At 64.5% G+C, this 22,064-nt stretch carries 16 protein-coding genes; 3 read left to right on the forward strand and 13 right to left on the reverse strand.

The features are described 5' to 3' along the window. Nucleotides 1-4: 4 nt before the first annotated feature. From ACVWZM_RS04975 to ACVWZM_RS05015, 9 genes are all read right to left on the reverse strand, one after another. A complete protein-coding gene (locus tag ACVWZM_RS04975; RefSeq protein WP_076833046.1) occupies nt 5-1,693 on the reverse strand; it encodes an acyl-CoA dehydrogenase family protein in 1,689 nt (562 codons plus the stop codon). Further along, nucleotides 1,690-2,334: a TetR/AcrR family transcriptional regulator gene (locus ACVWZM_RS04980; RefSeq protein WP_057015695.1), complete on the reverse strand. Its 645-nt coding sequence runs from the start codon at nt 2,332-2,334 to the stop codon at nt 1,690-1,692. Before ACVWZM_RS04980 ends, ACVWZM_RS04975 begins: the two co-directional genes overlap by 4 nt. A gap of 345 nt (nt 2,335-2,679) precedes the next feature. Next, complete coding sequence (gene ltrA, locus ACVWZM_RS04985; protein WP_456816111.1) at nt 2,680-4,056, reverse strand: group II intron reverse transcriptase/maturase; 1,377 nt, start codon at nt 4,054-4,056, stop codon at nt 2,680-2,682. A 505-nt stretch (nt 4,057-4,561) separates the two neighbouring features. Continuing rightward, entirely contained in the window at nt 4,562-5,320 is a 759-nt protein-coding gene (locus ACVWZM_RS04990) for a phosphorylase (protein WP_076833044.1), read from the reverse strand. Continuing rightward, on the reverse strand, nt 5,317-7,278 hold the full coding sequence (shc, locus tag ACVWZM_RS04995) for a squalene--hopene cyclase (protein WP_076833041.1): 1,962 nt from the start codon (nt 7,276-7,278) through the stop codon (nt 5,317-5,319). The genes ACVWZM_RS04990 and shc overlap by 4 nt, the downstream gene beginning before the upstream one ends. A gap of 164 nt (nt 7,279-7,442) precedes the next feature. Continuing rightward, nucleotides 7,443-8,693, reverse strand: coding sequence for a hydroxysqualene dehydroxylase HpnE (hpnE, locus tag ACVWZM_RS05000; protein ID WP_076833038.1), 1,251 nt, complete (start codon nt 8,691-8,693; stop codon nt 7,443-7,445). After that, nucleotides 8,693-9,529 (reverse strand): presqualene diphosphate synthase HpnD, encoded by an 837-nt coding sequence (gene hpnD, locus ACVWZM_RS05005; RefSeq protein ID WP_076833035.1) that lies wholly within the window; start codon nt 9,527-9,529, stop codon nt 8,693-8,695. Before hpnD ends, hpnE begins: the two co-directional genes overlap by 1 nt. Continuing rightward, complete coding sequence (gene hpnC, locus ACVWZM_RS05010) at nt 9,526-10,404, reverse strand: squalene synthase HpnC (protein ID WP_076833033.1); 879 nt, start codon at nt 10,402-10,404, stop codon at nt 9,526-9,528. The genes hpnD and hpnC overlap by 4 nt, the downstream gene beginning before the upstream one ends. Nucleotides 10,405-10,598: 194 nt before the next feature. Further along, nucleotides 10,599-10,835, reverse strand: a complete 237-nt coding sequence (locus ACVWZM_RS05015) for a hypothetical protein (RefSeq protein ID WP_057015701.1) — start codon at nt 10,833-10,835, stop codon at nt 10,599-10,601. 406 nt (nt 10,836-11,241) lie between these two features. Between ACVWZM_RS05015 and ACVWZM_RS05020 the strand changes: the two genes are divergently transcribed. Further along, nucleotides 11,242-11,745 (forward strand): hypothetical protein, encoded by a 504-nt coding sequence (locus tag ACVWZM_RS05020; protein ID WP_028331723.1) that lies wholly within the window; start codon nt 11,242-11,244, stop codon nt 11,743-11,745. Between the two features lie 95 nt (nt 11,746-11,840). On the opposite strand, the gene ACVWZM_RS05025 is transcribed toward ACVWZM_RS05020, so the two are convergent. The 4 genes from ACVWZM_RS05025 to ACVWZM_RS05040 all read right to left on the reverse strand — a co-directional run bounded on the left by ACVWZM_RS05025 (nt 11,841) and on the right by ACVWZM_RS05040 (nt 18,320). Continuing rightward, nucleotides 11,841-14,225, reverse strand: coding sequence for an efflux RND transporter permease subunit (locus ACVWZM_RS05025; protein WP_076833031.1), 2,385 nt, complete (start codon nt 14,223-14,225; stop codon nt 11,841-11,843). Between the two features lie 197 nt (nt 14,226-14,422). Then, nucleotides 14,423-15,217 carry an ethanolamine ammonia-lyase subunit EutC gene (gene eutC, locus ACVWZM_RS05030; RefSeq protein WP_076833029.1) on the reverse strand — a complete coding sequence of 265 codons (795 nt, stop codon included), beginning with the start codon at nt 15,215-15,217 and terminating at the stop codon, nt 14,423-14,425. Between the two features lie 4 nt (nt 15,218-15,221). Beyond that, complete coding sequence (locus ACVWZM_RS05035; protein ID WP_076833026.1) at nt 15,222-16,808, reverse strand: B12-binding domain-containing radical SAM protein; 1,587 nt, start codon at nt 16,806-16,808, stop codon at nt 15,222-15,224. 129 nt (nt 16,809-16,937) lie between these two features. Then, complete coding sequence (locus tag ACVWZM_RS05040) at nt 16,938-18,320, reverse strand: ethanolamine ammonia-lyase subunit EutB (protein ID WP_076833024.1); 1,383 nt, start codon at nt 18,318-18,320, stop codon at nt 16,938-16,940. Between the two features lie 338 nt (nt 18,321-18,658). On the opposite strand from ACVWZM_RS05040, the gene ACVWZM_RS05045 reads away from it, so the two are divergent. Both ACVWZM_RS05045 and ACVWZM_RS05050 read left to right on the forward strand, forming a co-directional pair. Further along, the gene (locus ACVWZM_RS05045; protein WP_456815852.1) at nt 18,659-20,365 is read left to right on the forward strand and encodes a methyl-accepting chemotaxis protein; all 1,707 of its coding nucleotides are present in this window, start codon (nt 18,659-18,661) and stop codon (nt 20,363-20,365) included. Between the two features lie 164 nt (nt 20,366-20,529). Continuing rightward, entirely contained in the window at nt 20,530-22,032 is a 1,503-nt protein-coding gene (locus ACVWZM_RS05050) for a sensor domain-containing diguanylate cyclase (RefSeq protein ID WP_229189439.1), read from the forward strand. Nucleotides 22,033-22,064: the final 32 nt, after the last annotated feature.

Here is a 22,064-nt window from a genome sequence, read left to right on the forward strand (position 1 = left end):
ACCCTCAGTGATGGATGACGGAGGCACGTTCGACGATGGCGCCAAGACCTTCCGTCGATGGAAGCCCGCCGAATACCTGCATCCCGTCCGCGCCAAGCCTGGATTTCACGAACAGTTCGGCGGCAGCGGCGTCGCCATGCTTCAGCATCTCGGCGGCCTGCAGCGCATGCGCCATGCGGGTGACGAGTGCTCTCGCATGCCCGTCGTCCGGGTATCGAGCACGCAAGCGATCGGCGAGATCGTCCGTGCTTCGGTCATAGACCGGATTGAGGCCCCTGCTCGCACGCAACTCGTCGACGAATGCGTCCCGGCAATTCGCATCGCGTTGCATGGCGCGCAAAACGTCCATGCACATCATGTTCGAGGTACCTTCCCAGATCGAATTCAACGGCGCCTCGCGATAGAGCCGGGCCATCGGATTCTCCATGATGAAGCCGTTGCCGCCATGCACCTGCAGGCATTCATAGGTGAAGGCCGGCGCGCGCTGGCAGTTCCAGAACTTCATCACGGGTGTCGCGACCCGCGCCAGCAATCGCTCGTGTTCGCTTGTCTGCAGGCCGTCGGTCGCGCGCGCGACCCGAAACGCGCCGAGCATCGCCGCCTCGCTCTCGAGCGCGAGGTCGGCGAGCGCGTTGCGCTGCATCGGAAGCTCGGACATCGGCTTGCCGAACGCCGTTCGCGTTTGCGCGTGGTTGAGGGCGAGGCTCAGCGCCTGGCGCATCAGCCCGGCGGAGCCGACCGCGAAATCCAGCCGCGTCAGATGGGCATGCGAAAGGATTTCCGCGATGCCGCGGCCCTCTTCGCCAACCAGGATCGACCACGTATCGTGGTACTCGATCTCGCTCGACGCGTTCGACCGGTTGCCGCACTTGTCCTTCAGACGCTGAATGTGGATGCGGTTGGCACTGCCATCGGGCAGCAGGCGCGGCACGAACAGGCAGCTGACGCCGGACTGGGTGCGCGCCAGCGTGTAGAATCCGTCGGCCACCGGCACCGAGAAGAACCATTTGTGGCCGGTGAGCGCATAGATCTCGCCATGCGCGCCGCGCTCGACAAAGCGCGCGGTGGTCTGGGTCTCACGCAGATCGGAGCCGCCCTGCTTTTCGGTCATGGCGTAACCGATGACCGCGGCGCGCTTGGCCTCGATCGGAAGCCGCCGCGGATCGTAGTCCGCCGCCAGCGTTCGCTCCCGCCACAAATTGAATTGCGGCTTGCCGGAGAACCCGGCGATCGCGGCGTACGCCATCCCGGTGGGGCAACCGACGCCGTTCTCGATCTGGTTCCAGAGATAGCTCAGCGCCGCGCGCGCCAGATGGCCGTGTGGTTCGCGCGTCGACCAGGCGAGGCTATGCACCTCGCTCCGGAACGCCAGCGCCATCAATTGATGCCAGGCCGGATGAAATTCGACCCAATCATTGCGGTTGCCATACCGGTCATGGGTCAGGAGCTTCGGTTCGTGCTCGTTGGCCAGCCGTGCCGCCTCCTGCACGGATTCGCTGCCGGCATGAGCTCCGAGTGCGGAAAGCTTGTCTTTCGCCCACGGCGCGATCGTCGCGATCAGGCCACTCAGCGCGCGGTCGTCATCGAACGCATTGAAGCCGAGCGCCGGCCGCGCCTGATTGCGTACTTCATGGGTCGCAAACGGAGCGGCTTTCGCTTCAGCGACGGCAACCGGCTGGACGCGCGCGTTCATGCGGAGACTCGCGATACAGGGATGAGTTCAGGCGTGGCGTGGCGAAACAGCATGCGCGCGGAAAGCCCCGCGATCGACTGTGCGATCGCCTTCGCCGCGTCGGAATCGGGGGCCGCTTCGGGCGCAAGGGGACCGACCAGCGCCTCCATGAAGGCGCCGGTCACGCAGGATGCCGCGACGTTCGCGTCGATCTCGACGAACTCACCGCCGGCGATACCGCGCCGAACCAGCCTTGCGATCTGATCGGCCAGGGCCGCCCGGTATTTCAGGCGCGCCGCGTCGATCTCGGGTTCACAGGGTTCGGCGATCAACGCGTACGCCAGGCGGCGGCCGCGCATCGCCCGGACCGCGAAAGTGTAGATCGCGTCGACCAGGCACTGGGACGCCGAGCCTTCCGCCTCGACGATCGCGGCGACGACAGCCACCTCGCGCTCGGACACCAGGGCGAGCACCTGCGCGTACAGGTCCGCCTTGGAGTCGAAGTAGCGATACACGCTGCCCGTGGCCACGCCGGCCCGTGAGGCGATCAGGGCGATCTGGGCGTCCTTCCAGCCACTCAGCGCCACGGCCTCCCTGGCGGCATCGAGAATACGCGCTTTGGTTTCGACCAGTTGGTTGAGGCGAACGGCAGCGATTGCCATAGTGAACCTTAATTCATGAATAAAGGATCATAGTTCATTTTCGGATGAATAGCCGTAGCTGTCAAGCGTCGACCCAGCGCGGTCCGCGTAGGGCCCTTCCCGGGGCGCCGGCGCGCTGCTGGCAAGTCGTCAGAGGCTGGCCGCGCGACCCCACCGGCCCGAGGGACACGGATATGCGGGGTCTCTCACCGCACAGCCGACGCGCAAGTCCGCTGACCGCGTGGAACCGGAACAGCGTGGCATCGAGCGAAACCTTTGGGCATCAATCGGGATAGGGGGAAGCCTCGCGGCTTCTCCCCTCCCACACCACCGGACATACGGGTCCGTATCCGGCGGTTCGGTGGATTATGCGGGCTGCTGTGCCGCGACGGAAGCCAAGCCGAGTGCCCTGAAGAACGCGATTGGCATGGCGATGGTGAGCGCGGGGCTGTTCGCGAGCCGCCAAGGGCCATGCGGGCTGCCGGCGGTTTGTGCCGCCAGATCCCGGCCGACGCCGCAGCGTCGCAGCTCGGCAAAGCGAGTGTCACCGCGCTTCCATTGTTTCCAGGCGATGGCGCGCAACCGCCGCCTGAGCCATTCGTCAAGTGTGCGCAACACCGACGGGGTTTGGCAGATGCCGAAGTAGCCGCGCCATCCGATCAGATAGCGCGATAGTTCCTTGGCAATCTGCGCGAGGCTTCGGCCGCAGGTGCGTCGTGTCAGTCCTCGGACCTTCGCCTTGAAGCGGGCAAGTGCCTGCGGCGCGATGCGCCGACGCGGTTCTTTCCCACCGATAAAGCTGAAGCCCAAGAACTTGCGAACGCTCGGTTTGGCGACCGCGCTCTTGGCTTTGTTGACCTTGAGCTTGAGGCGCTTTTCGAGGAACCGTTCGATGCCCGCCAGCACCCGCTCGCCCGCCTTCCGACTGCGCACATAGATGTTGCAGTCATCGGCGTAGCGCACGAAGCGATGGCCGCGTCTTTCCAGTTCCCTGTCCAGCACATCCAGCATCAGGTTCGACAATAGCGGCGAGAGCGGACCGCCCTGCGGCGTACCCTCTTCCGTCGGACTGACCAGCCCTCTCTCCAGCACACCCGCATTCAGGAATCCGCGGATCAGCTTCAGGAGGCGCTTGTCAGTCACCCGCTTGGCAACGAGCCTCATCAGGATGTCGTGGTTGACCCGGTCGAAGAACTTCTCCAGGTCGATGTCCACCACGAAGCTGTGGCCGGCCGCAATGTACGTCTGCGCCCGTTCCACCGCCTGATGCGCCGAGCGCCCCGGCCGGAAGCCGAAGCTGGTCTCGGAGAACGTCCCGTCCCAATCCGCCTGCAGCACCTGCATCACCGCCTGCTGGATCAAGCGGTCGAGCACCGTCGGGATGCCGAGCGGCCGCAGGCCGCCCGACGTCTTCGGTATCTCCACCCGCCGCACCGGCTGCGGCTTGTAGGTGCCCTCAAGTAACTGGGCTCGGATCGCTAGCCAGTGCTCCTTCAGGTGGGCCGGCAACTCATCGACGGTCATCCCATCGACGCCCGCCGCGCCCTTGTTGCGCGTCACTTGCGCCAACGCCGTCTTCAGGTTCTCACGCTCGATTACCGCTTCCATCGACGGCCCTGCGGCCGCCGGGCGTTCGAGGGCGGTGGCCGCCGCGCGCGCTTCGGACTCTTGGGCGGCGGCGTTCGGGGCTTCACCCTTCGCTCCGGTGCCCAAGTTCAGCTCGACCTGATTCTTCTGCCGCATGGCTCGCGCGAGATCACCGTTCTACTGGCCACTTCCACCGTTTGGGCCTTCGACGGCACGCCACCGCCTACTATGCCCGCTGCTGACTTCTGCGCTGCGGTCAAGTCGCCTTACGACGACCTCAGTCCCGTTACCGGGACACAGCACAGACCTCCCGAGGTAAGACCGACCGCCTTCACCGCACGCTCGCCGGATTTACCACCCCGACCCTTGATGACTATGGACTTCGCGATCACATGCTCGCTCGTCCGGCCGGGTAGGCCTCGTTATCCGGTAATTGTCCATCGAGCCGCGGCTTTGCTCCACGCTGTCTTCAGACCCCACCTCGCGATGACGCCCTTGCGCTTCGCTAATCCTTCGCCGTCATCAGGCTGGATAGAGGACTTCCACCTCCAAGCTGTCGTTCATACTCGGCACACAAGCAAAAGGCCCGATCGCGATGCGACCGGGCCTGTGAGTTGAGCTTGATGCGGTGAGAAACCCGGTCCCTGCCCGGCGCAGCGGATCAGGCCGCCTTCGCCGTGATCAGAACGTCTTCTACCGGCATCAACACCTCGTTGCCGAGCAGGAAGCCGCGGCAGCTGCGCAGCGAGCGCAGCGCGCGGTTGAAGTCAATTCCGGTCGACACCAGCGCGCGCAGCGTCCGTGGATTGCGGGCGATGCCGCGCAGCACCTTGCGCAGGTCGATGTCGCCGTTCGGCTTCACCGCGGATTTCGCAAGTTCCGGTAGCGCCCGGTGCGCGGGATCGCTGATTACGCGCAATGCGGCAAACGGAATGCGGGCCTTGGCGGCATAGGCCGCCGCGATATGGCTCTCCATATCGACTGCGGCTGCGCCCGTCATCGAGCGCAGAGCGGCCTTGCAGGCCTTTGCCGCGATCACCTCTTCCACGCCGGCGAGACTGCCGCGGACGATCCTGCGGCGCTTCAGCGCGGCGCTGGCGATCATCTCTTCGTTCAGCGCGGATGCGGCCAGGAAACGGGTATCGCCCGACATCACCTCGGTCGCAACCACGACGTCGCCTGACTTGAGCGACGGATCGAGCCCGCCGGCCACGCCGAACGAAATCACGCCACGGAAGGTGCTCGGATCCAGCGTCGCCAGCAACTCACGCAGCTGCTGCGGATCGCTCGAACTGCAGATTACGATCATGCCGGGGCCTGCCGCGATGCGAGCCTCCTGCACCAATCCAGTCACAATCAATACCGGCCGAGGATCAATTCTACTGCCCACGGTCTCGGCGGCCCCCGCCTCAACAATCACATCCCGACCCCTACCACCCTGCTATTGGTGCTTCTCAAATTTCGATACCGCGCCAGCGCCCAGAGCGGAAAGAACTTCGAGTAGCCATGATATCGCAAGTAAAATACCCGCGGAAACCCCGTAGCTGTGTATCGCTGCTCGTCCCACAGCCCTTTTTCCGTCTGTGTTGCCTTTAGGTACTCCACCCCGCGCGTAACAGCGGGATTTTCGACCTCTCCGGCCGCCATCAATCCAAGCAAAGCCCATGCCGTTTGCGAGGAGGTCGAAGGCGCAACTTCATAACCCTTGTAATCCAGGCAGTAACTGACGGCGTCCTCGCCCCAGCCGCCGTCCTGATTCTGGACTGACGCCAGCCAGTCGACCGCCTTCCGAATCATCGGGTCGTTGCGATCGACCCCTGCGACATTTAGCGCCGAGAGCACCGACCAGGTGCCGTAGATGTAGTTCAGGCCCCAGCGGCCGTACCAGGAGCCCTCGGCAAGCTGGGTGCGGCGCAAATAAGCGACGCCGTCAGCCATCGCCTTGTTGCTCTCGGCGGTCTCGCCGAGCTGGCCCAGCATCGAGATGCAGCGCGCGGTGACATCCTCGGTCGGCGGATCCAACAATGCCCCATGATCGGAGAACGGGATGTTGTTGAGGTAATATTCGAGGTTGTTGACGTCGAATGCGGCCCAGCCGCCATCGCGGCTCTGCAGCCCCTCGATCCACTCGCGGCCGCGCGCGATGGACTCATCATATTCCCTGGTTCCGGTATGACGCCGCACGCGATCCATCGCCATCACGACCACCGCGGTGTCGTCGAGATCGGGATAATGGTCGTTGTTGTACTGGAACGCCCAGCCGCCCGGGCGGACGTCCGGCGCCTTGACCGCCCAATCGCCCTTCAGGTCCAGCACCTGGCGCGGCTTCAGCCAGTCGAGGCCCTGCCTGGCCTTGGCCAGGGTGTCGTCGCCGCCCGCTTCCTGCAGCGCATGACAGGCCAGCGCGGTGTCCCACACCGGCGAAACGCAGGGCTGGCAATAGGCCTCGTGTTCGCTAATCACGAGCAGCTTGTCGATGCCGCGGCGGGTGGTGGCGCGCGGCGGGAAATTCTCGTCCTTGCCGAGCGCCTCGTACATCATGACGATGTTGGCCATCGGCGGATAAATCGCGCCCATGCCGTCTTCGCCGTTCAGCCGCTCTTCGGTGAAGGCGAGCGCGGCATCGATCGCGCGCTGGCGCAGGCTCTTCGGAAACATCGGCTCGATTACCCGCAGCACGGCGTCGAGCGAGCGGAACAGATAGAACCAGCTCGCGCTCTGATGCGGCGCCTTCGGCGCCATGCGGACCGATTTCGGATCCTCCAGGAACAGTTCGTCGATGCCGACGCCCTTCGGATTCTTCGCACGCGGCTTCAGCGCGGCAAGCACCATCAGCGGCACCATGGTGGTGCGCGCCCAGTAGGAGATCTTGTTGATGTGGAACGGCGACCACATCGGCAGCAGCATGATCTCGATCGGCAGCACCGGCGTCGCGCGCCAGGTCACGACGCCATAGAGCGCGAGCAGGAATCGCGTGAACACGTTGCTGCCCGAAGCGCCGCCGCGCGAACGGATCGCCTCGCGCGCCCGCGCCATGTGCGGCGCGTCGACGGAATCGCCGATCATCTTCAGCGCGAAGTACGACTTCACGCTGGCGCTCATGTCGAACGGGCCGTCATGCACCAGCGGCCAGCCGCCATGGGCGCCCTGGACGCGGCGCAGATAGTTGCCGATCTTGGCCTCGAGCCCGGCATCGATCGGCTCGGCCAGGTAGTGACGCAGCAGGATGTACTCGGCCGGAATGGTGCTGTCGGCCTCGAGCTCGAACACCCAGTGCCCGTCGGATTGACGGTAGCCGAGCAGCGCTTCGGTTGCCTTGGAGATGCTCTTCTCCAGCGCGACCGGGTCGACTGCAACGCTGTGATCTCTCGCAAGCATTTCGCTCGATATCCTCTTCATCGCGGGCCGGCTGATCGAAAGCCGCGGCCGCTCCAGAGCATGATCCGATTGCTTCGGATCACGTTCTTGTCCTTCTGTTTGGTCGCGTTTTCTTCACGCGAACCGGTAGCCACTTCGCTCGAAAACGCGCCAACAGGTCGAATCTAACGTCTGGCCAGAACCAGATCGGCGGCGCGATCCCCCGATCGCACCGATCCCTCGATGGTTGCCGGCAACCCGGTAGCAGTCCAGTCGCCGGCAAGGAACAGGTTTTTTTGCGCCGTCGCGGGCCCCGGACGCAGGGCATTCTGTTCCGGCGTCGCCTCAAATGTGGCACGGCGCTCACGCACGATCTGCCAGGGCGGCAGGTCGCCGGAAACCCCCGAGGCCTCGCAGATGTCCTGCCAGATCGCCAGCGCGAGCTCCTCGCGCGGCATGTCGACCAGGCGGTCGCCGTTGCTGATCGTCACCGACAGCCGTTGCGGGAACGCGAACAGCCACTCCACGAGGCCGCCGACCACGCCGAGAATGGGCGCAGCGTCGCGCGGCGGATCGACGCGGAAATGCGCGTTCACGATGGCGCGGAATTTGGTCGGGGTTTTCAGGCCGGGCAGCAGCGCGGCCGCGGCCCGCGGCGGCACCGCAAGCACGACGGCGTCGTCGGCTCCCAGCGCGACCTTGTCGCCATTGCCAAAATCGAGCTCACTGATGCGATCACCCGACATGCCGAGCGCACGCAATTCGTGACTGAACTGGACGCTGTGGCCGCCCTCCTGCAGCAGCTTCACGGCCGGCTCGATCAGGACCGAGCTCAGGCCGTCGCGCGCGATCAACGGACGGCAGGCCTGCCCGCCCGCGAGCAGCGTCTCGCGCACGATCGCGCCCGCGAGCCCGGCCGAGCCCTCCGGCGGATCGACGTTCAATGCGGCGAGCAGCAGCGGCTGCACCAGGCGGTCATACAGCGTGCCCTTGCAGGGAATAGTGTTGCCGACCAGCGCACCGGTGCCGGCCCAAGCCAGCGGCGCCAAGGCGAGATAGTCGCGCAGGCTAGTGTCCGGGACGCGGCGCGCCTCGTCGAACACCCACAGCGGCAGGCGGGAATCGCCGAGGTCGAGCTGCCAGCGCCGGCCGCTGGCAAGATCGACGAACGGAAACTGCGCGCGCGCAGGCCCGACGAGACCGGCCTCGGTGCCGATCGCGCGCGCGTAGCTCAGCGCATGGCGATTGCCCGACAGCAACAGATGGTTGCCATTGTCGATGGTGAGACTGGTGGCCGCGTCGAAATAGGAGCGGCAGCGGCCGCCGGCCTGCTGCGTTGCCTCATGGACGAACACCTTGTAGCCGCCATTGGCGAGGCGCACGGCCGCGGAGAGGCCGGAAATGCCGGCACCGATGATATGAACGGTCTTTTGCATCAGATGATCGCGTAACGAAGAAGGATGCCGATCTTGGCGGCCTTGGACACACGTACCGGCGCGCGCGGCGCGGTGAAGCCGCGCGCGATCAGAAGATCGAGAATCGCGCGGTAGTATTTCGACATGATCCGCGGCGCGCGCACGGCGCGGCGCGAATTGCGCTTCATGATCTCGTCGGATTTCTGGAAATGCATCTTCGCCCGCTCGGCCAGCGGCGCGCACACCTTCGGCAGCGCGCGGTCGGCGGTGACGCGGGCCGGATCGTTATTGGTGATGCCGGCGTGCCAGAGCCATTCGCGCGGCAGATAGAGCCGGCCGAGGCCGGCATCCTCGTCGATGTCGCGCAGGATGTTGGTGAGCTGCAGCGCGCGGCCGAGGTGATAGGCGAGCTGGATGCCGTCGTCCTCGGGCAGGCCGAACACGCGCACCGACAGCCGGCCGACCGCGCTCGCGACGCGATCGCAATACAAATCGAGCGTCGCGAGATCCGGCGCGCGGATGTCCTGCGGCACGTCCATCTCCATGCCGTCGACGATCGCGACAAAATCCTCGCGCTTCAGGCCGAAGGTCTTCACCGAGGCGACATAGTCCTTCAGCCGCTCCGGCGGATGCCCCGCATAGAGCGCGTCGATATCGTCGCGCCACTGCTGCAGCGCGGCCAGCCGCTCCGGCCGCGGGCCGTCGGAATCGGCGATGTCGTCGACCTGCCGGCAGAAGCTGTAGATCTGGAACATCGCCTCGCGCTGCGCGCGCGGCAGAATGCGCATCGCGGCGTAGAACGAGCTGCCCGACGCGGTGCTTCCGTAATTTGCGTTGGCCGCCGCCTCCACGCTCATGCGCCAGCCGCCGATTTGGAGACCGCACGCCGTCCGGTCGCACGCCGCGCCGTCTCGCCGGCCACGCCGCCAAGGCTCTGCAGCAGCAGTTCGAGCGGGCTCAAATGCACGCGCTCGCTGAGCGGATCGCGCACCTTCAGCATGTTGACGATCTTGTCGGCGAACGCCTGGATCACGGAAATCTCGAGCCCCAGCCTGAAATCCTTCACCTCGGCGGCGAGCGACTTGCTCTGGTCGAGCAGCGCCTCGGTGCGCACGGCGAGCGCCTGCAGGCATTTGAGCAGGGCCGGCTGCGATTTCGCCTCGCCGAGCATCTCGACGGTCGCGCCCGCGGCGGCCAGGGCATCGCGCGGCAAATAGACACGGTTCAGGTTGCGGTAGTCCTTGCCGCAGTCCTGCAGATGGTTGTTGATCTGCAGCCCGGCGCAGAGCGCGTCCGACGCCGCCCAGGTCGAGGTATCCTCGCCGTGCACGTCGAGCATGAACCGCCCGACCGGCATTGCCGAGTACCGGCAATAATCGATCACATCGTCCCAGTTCTCGTAACGCAGCTTGGTGACGTCGAGGCGGAACGCCACCAGCACGTCGAGCGCGTGCCGCGGCGGCATGCTGCGCTCGGCGAACGCGCGGCGCAGATTGACCGCTTCCTTCTGGGTGTCGCCATTGCCAAGCAGCTCGGCCTCCATGAGGTCGAGGTAGCGCAGCTTCTCCTCGGCGGGCAGCGTGGCGTGATCGGCGATATCGTCGGCGGTGCGGACGAAATTATAGAAGGCCAGGATCAGGGCACGATGCCGCGGATGAATGATCCACGACGCGACCGGGAAATTCTCGTCGCGGTGGGTCTTTCCGGATCGCAGGTCGCTCGCGGTGGTCATGGGAAATTTGGGCTACACTGGTCATGGCACGACGCAGGCGCGAAAGGTCAGCGCATGCGGGGGATTTGCGAGCCCCATATAGGGGAATACGCCACCAAAACCAATGCTGTCCGTGACCGCCAGCATACCAAGCCCGTGGCCGGCACACATGCCGAGCACGGGCTTTGCGGCGATCCATGGGGCCCGAACCGGCCTTACTGGCCGTGGGTCTTCAGCACCTGGTCGCAGGCGGAGCTGATCTTGCTGCGGTTCTGCTGCAGGCAGGCGAGAATGGTGAAATCGCCCTGATCGATCACGGCGCGGCAGTGACGCTGCACGTCGCGCGTGCAGGCCTTCTGCTCATCGGGTGTCCCGCGCGTCTGCTGCTGGGCGAAGGCGCTGGAGGAGAGCGGGATCGACAACAGGGCAAGAGCCAAGAGAAATTTACGCATCGTATTCCTTCATTTCCGACAGCAGAAAATCTGTTCCCGAAAAGCGCTTCGGCATGGCCGGGACGGATTTTGGGGATTTGCAGACGCCACGTAACGCGGCAACGGATTGACGACAAGCACCGCTAAATGCGGCTAAATTTGCGGCGCTGTAAACCCCTACATAAGTTATTGATTCGCAATGACGATTTGTGCCATCACTTTGTCGCGTTCGGCTATTGCGGATAGCAGTTGCGCAAAGCTACATGCCGTCACGAAGCCGACGGTTTCTGATTCTGTTCGATGACAATATGGGCGCCGCGCGCCGTTTCTGTCGTTTGAACCTAACATTCTTCGGTGACACTAAACCTTCGATGCGGCGAGACGCTTTCTTGCGTAGGAAGCGTTGATTTTGATGGGAAAATTCACGATGAAACGGTTTGGTTCCAGCCTTTATGGTCAGGCTCTCAGGGCTGTGGGCGTCGGCGCCGCACTGATGCTCTCTGCCTCCGCCGTCCACGCCCAGGCCAGCGGGCCGTTTGCCGGTTTTGCCGGCTCGTGGACCGGAACGGGCACGGTGGCGCTGTCCAACGGCACGACTGAACGGATTCGTTGCAAGGCGGATTACAAGGTCGCACCCTCGGGCATGAGCCTGAAACAGTCCCTGCATTGCGCCAGCGACAGCTACAAGTTCGACCTCTCCAGCGACGTCACCAGCCAGGGCGACCGGATCTCCGGCAACTGGAGCGAGGCGAGCCGCAACATCTTCGGCAATCTGCAGGGCACCGCCGGCGGCGGGCGGATCGACGTGTTCGTCGAGGCGTCCGGCTTTGCCGCGAACCTGAACCTGCAGACCAACGGCTCCAAGCAGGTCGTGCAGATCGACTCCAAGGGCGAGATCCGCGGCGTCTCGATCACGATGACGAAGAGCTGACGCTCCCGGCCGATTGCGCCCACAAGACACAAAGGCCCGGTTCCGAACGCTTCGGAACCGGGCCTTTTTGCTGCAGCTTTTTGATCGCTCGTCGATCAGGCCTTTTCGATCGGCGCGGGCTGGCCGCCCCTGCCGCGGAGCTTTTGCGACAGGTTGATCAGGAACATCGAGGTCGGCCGCAGGATGAAGAGGTCCGCGACCAGGGCTGCGACCATCGAGAACGCGCTGAGCCAGCCGAACAGGCGCAGCGACGGCAGGTCGGAGAACACGGTGACGACGAGACCGCAGGCCAGCACCACCGTGGTCAGGATCAACGCTGGGCCGACCAGGACGGTGGCGCGCTCCACCGCAAGTTCCGGCGTGACACCCGGCTTGGTCTCGAGCCGCAGGCGATTGAGGAAGTGGATGGTGGCGCTGAGGCCGAGGCCGAACGACACCGTCAAAGCCACCACGCTGGCGAATTGCAGCCCCTCCCCGAGCAGCCACAGCACCGTGCCCGACAGCACCACCGGGAAGATGCCCGGCAGGATGCAGGAGAACATCACCACGATCGAGCGGAATGCGAGCCCGATGAAGATCGCGACCAGCAGGAATTCGATAGTGAGGCCGTGGTTGAGCTTCTCGATCATGCTGGCGCTGTTGCGTGCGGCAATCACCGACAGACCCGTGACCGCGATCTCGTAGCCGGGATGCTCGGCGCGCACCTTGTCCAGCGAATGATCGAGCTTGTTCACCACCGGAAGCAACTGGCTCGAGTCCACATCCGGGACGCGGCCCGACACCACGACAGCATCCTGATTCTTGTCGATGAACCGGCGCACCAGGTGTTCGGGGATCAGGTCGACATATTCCTTCAGCGTCGCGACATCATTGCTGCCGGCCTTTTCGGCGAGCCAGCGCCGCAAGGTCTCCAGCGACCAGACGTTGCCGACGCCGGCAGAGTCCTCGACCATTGCATGGACATCGGCAATCGTCTTCAAGGTCTCCGGCGAGTACAGCGATTGCCCCTTGGGGAATTCGATCAGCACATCGACCGGATTGGCGCCGGTCAGCTTGGCGTCGAGCCGGCTCGACGCCGCCACCGCCTGCCGCTTGTCCGGCACCTGATCGGCGAGCCGGTAGCGCGGCTCGAGATTGGCGTAGATGATGCCGAGGCCGCCGACCACGATCAGCGCAAGCAGGCTGAACAGCCCGGGACGGCCGACCATGCGCACCGCGATCCAGTAGCAGAAATTGCGCAGCGCCTGTACGCCGGCATCCGCGCTCTGGAACTTGACCGCAAAGATCTTCTCGTTGCGCACGAACAGGACGCCAAACACCGGCACCAGCGACAGCACCGCGATCAGCGCGATGATGGTCGCCGCCAGCCCGGCCTCGCCGAACTTGCGGATCAGGTCGGAATCCGAAAACTGCAGCGCGATGAAGGAAATTCCGGCCGTGCCGTGCGTCAGCACGCAGGCCGGGCCGACCACCAGCACCGCATTCTTGAACGCGGTGAACTTGTCCTGCCCGGCGATCAGCCGGTCGCGCGCCGCGAATGTCAGCTGCATCGAGTCGGAGAAGCTGATCACCATGATGAGCGGCGTCATCACGTTGAGGAACATGTTGAGATTGAAATTGGCCCAGCCGAGGCCGCCGAGCGCGAGCAGGATCGCAATCATCGGCGGGAATGCCGCCGCCACCATGAAGGATATCTTGCGGAAGAAGATGATCGCGATGATGCAACCGGCGAGGATGCCGAGGATGTTGTAGGTCAGGCCGTCGCGCTCGACCGCGTTGCGGATCTCGAGCTGCATGACCGGCACACCGGACAATTGCGCATTGAGCCCGCTGCCGCCGAGGTCGTCGGCCATAATCTTCCTGATGTCGCCGACCACCTTGCTGAGCTTGTTGCTGCCGACCACCTCGGGCTCGAGCGATAGCACGATCAGCGCGAGCGTTCCGTCCTCCGACAGCAGCTTGCCGCGGATGATCTCGTTGCTTTTGACGGTCTCGACGAATTTGTCGTAGGCCGCGCCCTCGGGCAGCTCGTTCGGGAACAACGCCGCCGGCAGCTTGCCTCGCTCCGGCGCCTGGCGCGCGGAGAACAGCGACACCAGGCCGCGCACGCCCTCGACGAGTTGCAGATCCGTGACCATGTCACGCAGCTTGCCGAGATTGTCGCGCTCGAGCAGCGTCTTGCCTTCGACCACGACGAGCACGTCGAACTCGGTCGCCGGGAAGCGCTTGGTCACCGCCTCATACTGCTTGTAGTCCTTGGATTCGGAACGGAACAGCTGCGACAGCGAGTCGTCGATCTTGATCCGGTGCACGCCGAACACGGCGCCGATCAGCAACAGAACGAGGACGATGCAGGACAGGATCGGCGCCCGCATCGGGATCAGGCCGAGACGCTCGATCCCGAACGCGATGCTGAGGCCCGACCGCGGCTCTTCGATCTTCTCGACGTGGACCTGACTTTCGGAATTCTTTTCGAGCATGCCCTGTCCAGTTCTGAAAACGGCTCAATCTGTCTAGCTTGGGTCTAGGGGCGCGAATGAGGCGGGTGAGCGCAACTGATCGGCGCTAGTCCTTGAAAACACGCGAATATTGACCGGCGCCGGTTTTACCTGCCCGACCCTTTGCTCGCAAGCGCGAGGGGCTGACCAAATCGACAGGGAACCGCCGATCCCCGCCATTAAGTATCTGATTTGTCACACCCTGGTAGCGCATTCCTCGACGATCCACCGCCGCTTTCATCTTTCAAGGCGACCCCTGTGATCTGGCGTGCCAGGCCCTCGCGCACAAGCCACGAAATCCTGAATGCGGCCTCCGCATAGCTCAGCCCGGCATGGTGGATGTTGGAGATGCAGTTGCGGTCGGCGTCGGTGAGACCGATTCGCGGCGCGAAGGTGAGATAGGCGCCGAGGCTGTCGGGAGCGGACAGGCCCGGCCGTTCGCCGATCAGCATCACCAGCATGCGCGCGCCGACGATGGCGCCGATCTCGTCACCGAGCGCGACCCGCGCCCCGGACGCTGCGATCACCGCGCCGGCCTCGATCTTGTCGGCCGCCAAGCGCGGCACGAGATGCCGGATCAATTCGACGGCATGCACATTGACCGCCGTCGGCGACAGGCCGTCGCCAATCACGATGGCGCAGGGGCATGCGGTGATGCCACACTTCTCCAGCGACCGCCGCGACGCAGAATCCAGCATGCGCCCGAGATCGGGCCGCCGCAGATAGTCGCGCCGGCTGTGCGCCTGGCTCGACACCTCAAGCGGCGTGATGCCGAGGCCGGCAAGACCGGCCGCGATCCCGCTGACATCGAAGGCGGCGTGGACGGCGTCGCGGGCGCGGGCATGGTCGAGCGTGAACGACAGCAGCGCATCGGTCGGCAGGCTGGCACCGGACCGGCCAAGGCCGACGCGCGCCGGCGTGAGCTCGCGCAGATCGGCGAGCGAAGGGGACGTGGGCGCCGGCGGTGTCGTCATGCTGTTATTCGGCGGGGACGGAAGCCTCGCGCAGCCGGATCGAGTAGTTCGAGGCGTTCTGCCGGCCGCTGGAGGCTGCACGCGCAAAGGTGATCAAATGATGCGCAACCAGTGTCGCCGAGATCAACCCCTCGATGTCGCCGCGCTTGAGCCGGCCGAGCGCAAACCTCCAGAACACGCGCTTGTAGTCGCCGAGCACGCCGACCTTCCAGAAGATGTTGCGGAGCATGATCAGGCCGCGCCGGATGTTGGCCCAGCTCTTCATCTCCGGGCTAACCGGCACCTTGATGCGATTGGCATAGGTGTAGTTGCATTGATGCAAATAGCGCGCGAACAGCTTCTTCGGCTCGTAGGCAACTTCCATGCATTTGCGCCAGGAACTGACCACGTCCTCGTAGGGCAGCAGGAACTCGACATTGGAGTCGCGGCCCTCGTCATCGATCAGGCGCCCGGCTTTTTCGAGCCGATCCCACAATGGCGTCTTCGGCAGCGCCTGCAGCAGGTTGATGGTGAGCAGCGGAATCCGCGACTCCTCGACGAAGGAGAGCAACGCGTCGCCGGTCTGGGGCTTGTCGGTATCGAGCCCCATGATGATGCCGGAGACGACCTCCATGCCGAACGAGTTGATGGTGCGCACGCCCTCGAGGATCGGAACCATCATGTTCTGATCCTTATGCATGGCCTTCAGCGCGTCGGGATCGGGCGTCTCGATGCCGACGAAGATCGTCACGAAGTAGGCTTCGCGCATCTTCTCCAGGATCTCGGGACGCTTGGCGATGTTGAGCGTCGCCTCGCAAGCGAGGCGCGTGACATATCCGGTCCGCTTCTGCCACTCGATCAGGTGCGGCAACAGCTCGCTCGCCGCCTTGCGGTTGCCGATGAAATTATCGTCGACGAAATACACGGTGTCGGTGGCACCACAGGCGCGCAGCTTGTCGAGCTCGGCGATGATCTGCTGCGGCGACTTCAGGCGCGGATTGCGGCCATAGAGCCCGGGGATGTCGCAGAACTCGCACTGATAGGGGCAGCCCGAGGAGAACTGGATGCTGCCGAGGAAATACTTCTTGGTTTCGGCGAGCTCATAGGCTGGCAGCGGGAATTCCGTCATCGGCAGCCGGTCGATGGTTTTAAGCACCACCTGCTCGTCGGGACGGCTGGTATCATGAGCCAGACGCTTGATCAGCTCATTGGTCGCATCGCCGAGCTCGCCGACGTGGAGGTAGTCGAATGAAGGATAGTAGTCCGGGCAAGCACTGACCGACGGGCCGCCGATCGCGACCACCAGGTCATGGTCATGCGCGCGATGGCAGATGTCGTTCATCTGCTGGCGCTGGATATGCATACCGCTGACGAACACGGCATCCGCCCACTCGAAATCCTCCGCCGTCGCCGGACGCAGATTCTCGTCGACGAAACGCACCGGCCAGTTCTCGGGAAGGTATGCGGCGATCAGCAGCAGGCCCTGCGGCGGCATGAACGCCTTGACGCCGTCAGTGAGGGGGTAGGCGTGCTCGAAGGTCCCAAACGACGACGTATAGCGCGGAAAAACGCAGAGGATACGTCGTACTGTCTTTATGCCCTCAGCTCTCATCAAACGACCCCGAAGCACCGGCAAATCTAACCACGGCGCGGAACGCTGGGCCAGAAATTCTTCAACATTGTGGCACTACTTAACGTCATAACGACGAGATAGTTGCTCTGCAGAATTTCGCTATCCCCCTCAGGTCAGCAGCCTGGCAGCGAGGTCGGGCAGCCGCTCCGCACCGGCCACGAGGCGGAAGTCCTGCCCGGCAAGGCCGACGCGCGCGAGCCAGTCGTCGAATTCGGGAGCCCGCTTCAAGCCGAACAAGTCGCGGACATAGAGCGCATCGTGAAACGATGTCGACTGATAGTTCAGCATGACGTCATCCGCGCCTGGCACGCCCATGATGAAGTTCACGCCGGCGGCCGCGAGCAGCGTCAGGAGATTGTCCATGTCGTCCTGATCCGCCTCGGCGTGGTTGGTGTAGCAGACGTCGATCCCGAGCGGCAGGCCGAGCAGCTTGCCGCAGAAGTGGTCCTCGAGCCCGGCGCGGATGATTTCCTTGCCGTCATAGAGGTACTCAGGACCGATGAAGCCGACCACGCTGTTGACGAGCAGTGGATCGAACGCGCGCGCCACCGCATAGGCCCGCGCCTCGCACGTCTGCTGGTCGACCTGGTGATGGGCATTGGCGGACAGCGCCGAGCCCTGCCCGGTCTCGAAATACATCACATTGTCACCGACCGTGCCGCGGCGCAGCGACAGCCCGGCTTCCCGGGCCTCCCGCAACAGCGAGAGGTCGACGCCGAAACTGCGATTGGCCGCCTCGGTGCCGGCGATCGACTGGAACACGAGATCGACCGGCAGCCCCTGCCCGATCAGTCCGAGCGTGGTCGTGACATGGGTCAGCACGCAGCCCTGCGTCGGAATCTCGAATCGCGTGATGATGTCGTCCAGGAGCCGCAGCAGGGTGCCGATGACGTTCGGGTCGTCGCTCGCCGGATTGATGCCGATGCAGGCATCGCCCGCTCCCAGCAGCAGCCCGTCGAGAATCGAGGCGGTGATGCCCTTGGGGTCGTCGAAAGGATGGTTCGGCTGCAGTCGCGTGCTCATTCGCCCGCGCAAACCGATGGTGTTGCGGAAGCGGGTCGTGACCTCGCATTTCTTCGCGACCAGGATCAGATCCTGGTTGCGCATCAGCTTCGACACCGCCGCAACCATCTCTGGCGTGATGCCGCGCGAGATCTTCTTGATCGCTTCCCCGCTGGCGGCATCCGACAGCAGCCAGTCGCGGAATCCGCCGACGGTGAGCGACGACACGGGCAGAAAGCCGGCAACGTCGTGGCTGTCGAGGATCAGGCGGGTGACTTCGTCAGCCTCATAGGGGATGACAGGCTCATCGAGGAATTGCTTGAGCGGAACATTGGCCAGCGCAAGCCGCGCTGCGATCATCTCCTCCGCGCTGTCGGCGGCGATGCCGGCCAAGCGGTCGCCTGAACGCGGCGGCGAGGCCTTGGCAAGCAGGATGCGCAGATCGTCGAATGCGTAATTGGTGGCGTCGATGGTGTGACGATAGAGCATGAGGGGTTCGTCGCGGGCTGGGGCAGCGCAATCTAGCACCTCTTTGCGAAAGGCGTGCCATCGGCTTCGCCCCGCGTGCTGGCGCCTTTGCCGGTAACGGCGGCGCAGCCTCGGCACGACTGCAAGCCGCGAGCACCCGGCAGACTCAAAGCGGCCCATAAGGCATTGGGATTATTTACAGATTTTAACGGTTGCGGCTGCACAAATCTCGCGCGTTAAGAAATTGTCCATGAAAATTTTGCATAAGCTTTAATCGGCCGAAGGTACTCCCCGGCCTCTTGGAGTGCCCCGCAATGCCCGCCCCCGTCACATCCCCCATCTCCATGTCCCGGCCTCCAATGGCATCCCGATTCTCGCTTGCTGCCAGGCTGTACTCGACGTTTGCGCTGATTGCGGCGCTGACCGCGGCCATCACCTTCCTGTCCGAATACAATGCGCGGCGTAATGCCGAGCTGACCGAGGCCGTCGACCTCGCAAGCCGTGCCGCACTCAATGTCGAGCGGGTCAATTCACTGGTCTACGCCGTGGTGATGGAATCCCGCGGCATCTACATGTCGACCGATCCGGCAGCGGTGAAGAAATACGGCGACGGGCTGCTGGCGTTCAACGAACGCATTCTCGGCGTGGTCAAGAACTGGGAAACGCTGGTGCAGGCCGACGACGCCGCCCAGTTCGCGGTGTTCAAGAAGCGCATCGAGCAGTTCATCGATTTCCGCAAGGAGCTGGTACGCCGCGGCATCGAGATCGGCGCCGCAGCCGGGCGGGAGTGGGGCGACAACGACGCCAACCGCGACGTGCGCACCGCGCTGAACAAGGATCTCGAGGCGCTCTCCAAGGTCTATGCCGAGCGCAGCAAGAAGCTGGCGCGGGAGACCGACACCAACCGCACGATGGCGCTGGTGCTGACCGGCCTCGGCGCCGCGGCCTTGATTGTGGTGGTACTCGGCGTGCTGATCATCGCCCGCTCGGTGGCCCGGCCGCTGTCGCAGATCACCACGACGATCAAGCGCGTCGCCGAGGGCACCGACCATGTCGAAGTACCGCATGTCGGGCGCAGCGACGAGATCGGCGCACTGGCACGCGCCATCAAGGTGTTCCAGGAGGCGATGGACCGCAATCGCAGCCTCAACGCGCAGGTCGTACAGGAGTCCGAGGCGCGCGACGCGCGCGGCCGGCATATCGAGACCTTCGTCGAAGCGTTCCGTGGCACGATCGGCGAGGTGGTCCGCGCGGTGCATGACAACGCCGCGACGATGCGCCAAACCGCGCAGACCATCGCAACCGTCGCGTCGGACGCCAACGGTCGCGCCGTGGCGGCGGCAGGCGCCACCGAACAGGCTTCGAGCAACGTCTCCGCGGTGGCGGGCGCAGCCGAAGAACTCTCCGCCTCGGTCGAGGAGATCGGCCGCCAGGTCAAGCAGTCGTCCGGCGCAGTCGATCAGGCCGGTGCGCGCACCGACCGCTCGATCACCGAGATCGAGGGCCTTGCCGCCACCACCCAGCGCATCGACGGGGTGCTGAGCCTGATCCAGGCGATCGCCGAGCAGACCAACCTGCTCGCCCTCAACGCCACCATCGAAGCCGCCCGCGCCGGCGATGCCGGCCGTGGCTTCGCCGTCGTCGCGCATGAGGTCAAGGCGCTGGCCGGCCAGACCGCGAAGGCAACCGCCGAGATCAGCGAGAATGTGGGCCTGATCCAGGCCTCGACCCGCAACTCCGTGGCCGCCGTGCGCGAGATCGGTCAGGCGGTGCGCGAGATCAGCAACGTCACCGCGAACATCGCGAGCGCGGTCGGCCAGCAGGACGCGGCGACGCGCGAAATCTCCGCCAATGCCCAGATGGCCGCCCAGGGCAACGAGACCCTGGTCACTAATGTCGGCTCGCTCCGCGATGACATGGACCAAACCAGCAAGGCGGCGGAATCGGTGCTCGCGGCCTCGAACGATCTGATCACAACTGCCGAGACGCTGTCGCGCGAGGTCGAGCAGTTCTTCCGCAACCTGCGCGGCGACGTGGCCGACGGCCTGCAGCGGACCGGAACCTGAGCGGCGATCTGGCGGGGCCTGCGACAGGGCCCCGGCAATCCGGATGGTTAAGACTCTCCCAACGCACGGACACAAATTGCCTCCGCTTCGGGTCGCATTTCTCAATTTGATGCCTCCATAGAAAAGCGTCGCTGCGCGAGGGCGCGGGGAAGTGGAACCGAGCAATGAACGGGCTTTTGCCAAAGCCGAAGGCAGTGCCGACCAAACGGCTCCTTGCGCTCGGGATCGGCCTCGTTCTCTGCTTTTCGGCGATCTGCGCATCCATCCTCTGGGAGATGGCGGGCAAGGACTATCAGCATGCGAAGCAAGGTGCGACCAACCTCGTCGCCTCCATCGCCAGCGAGATCGACCGCAACATCGACCTCTACGACCTCTCGCTCCAGGCGGTCGCCGACGGCGTCAAGCTGCAGGAACTCGGCAAGATCAGCCCGGAGCTTCGCCAGGTCGTGCTGTTCGACCGCGCCGCCACGGCCAAGGATCTCGGCTCGATCCTTGTGCTGAATGCGGCGGGGGACGTCACGCTCGATTCCAGGACGTTGACGCCGCGGGCCGCAAATTTCGCCGATCGAGACTTCTTCCGGGCACATCAGACGCGAGCGGACGGCGGGCTGTTCATCAGCGCTCCGTGGATTACCTCTGACGGCGAATATCTGATCAGCCTCAGCCGCCGCATCAACAATGACGACGGTTCCTTTGCCGGCGTGGTCGCGGGCAGCATGCGGCTCAGCTATTTCCACAATCTGTTTCGCAAGCTGAATTTCGGCTTCGGCGACAGCATGGCGCTGTTCAACAGCGATGGCGTCATACTGATGCGCGCCCCGTTCGACATCAGCAAGATCGGGCAAAGCATCAAGGACTCTCTGGTCTTCAAGCAATTTCCGGCACGACAATCCGGCTCCTACATCACGAAATCGATCGTCGATCATGTCAGCCGGCTCTATGTTTTCCAGGCGGTCGGACACAATCGCCTGCTCATCGCCGAGGGTCTTGCGCTCGACGGCATCTATGCCGACTGGTGGCAGCAGCTCTGGCTGATCGGCAGCGTGGTGGCAGCGCTCTGCGGCTTCTCGATCGTGCTGATGTTCTACCTGGTGGCCGCTCTCAAACGGCGGGCCGCCGCGGAAGACCGGCTCGCGCACCTCGCGAGCACGGATGCACTGACGGGCCTCGCCAATCGTCGCCGCCTCGACGATACCCTTGACGTCGAATGGCGCCGTGGCATGCGTGCAAAGGCGCCGGTCTCGCTTCTGATGATCGACGTCGATCATTTCAAGATCTACAACGACACGTACGGGCATCAGGCCGGCGACGCCGTGCTCACCACCGTGGGACGGTGCATCGCAGGCAGCGCCAAGCGTGCAACTGATCTCGGCGCCCGCTATGGCGGCGAGGAGTTTTCGGTGTTGCTGCCCGGCATCGGCAAGGCGGGCGCCCTGGAAATTGCCGAACGGATCCGCGCCAAGCTGGCGGCCGCGCGGGAATCCGAGCCTGAGTTGCCGACCGTCAGCATCGGATTGTCCTGCCTCGTCCCGGACCACGAGCGCACGTCGCGCGATCTGCTCAAGGCCGCGGACCTTGCGCTCTATCAAGCCAAGCGTGAAGGCCGCGACCGCGTCATCGTCAGCCCGATCGGGTGGGATAAATCGGGCAAGCGGCACGTCGCCTGATCGCGACCGCATTGGCGCGGTCGAACGCGCCG

This window comes from Bradyrhizobium sp. USDA 4501 (assembly GCF_054062115.1).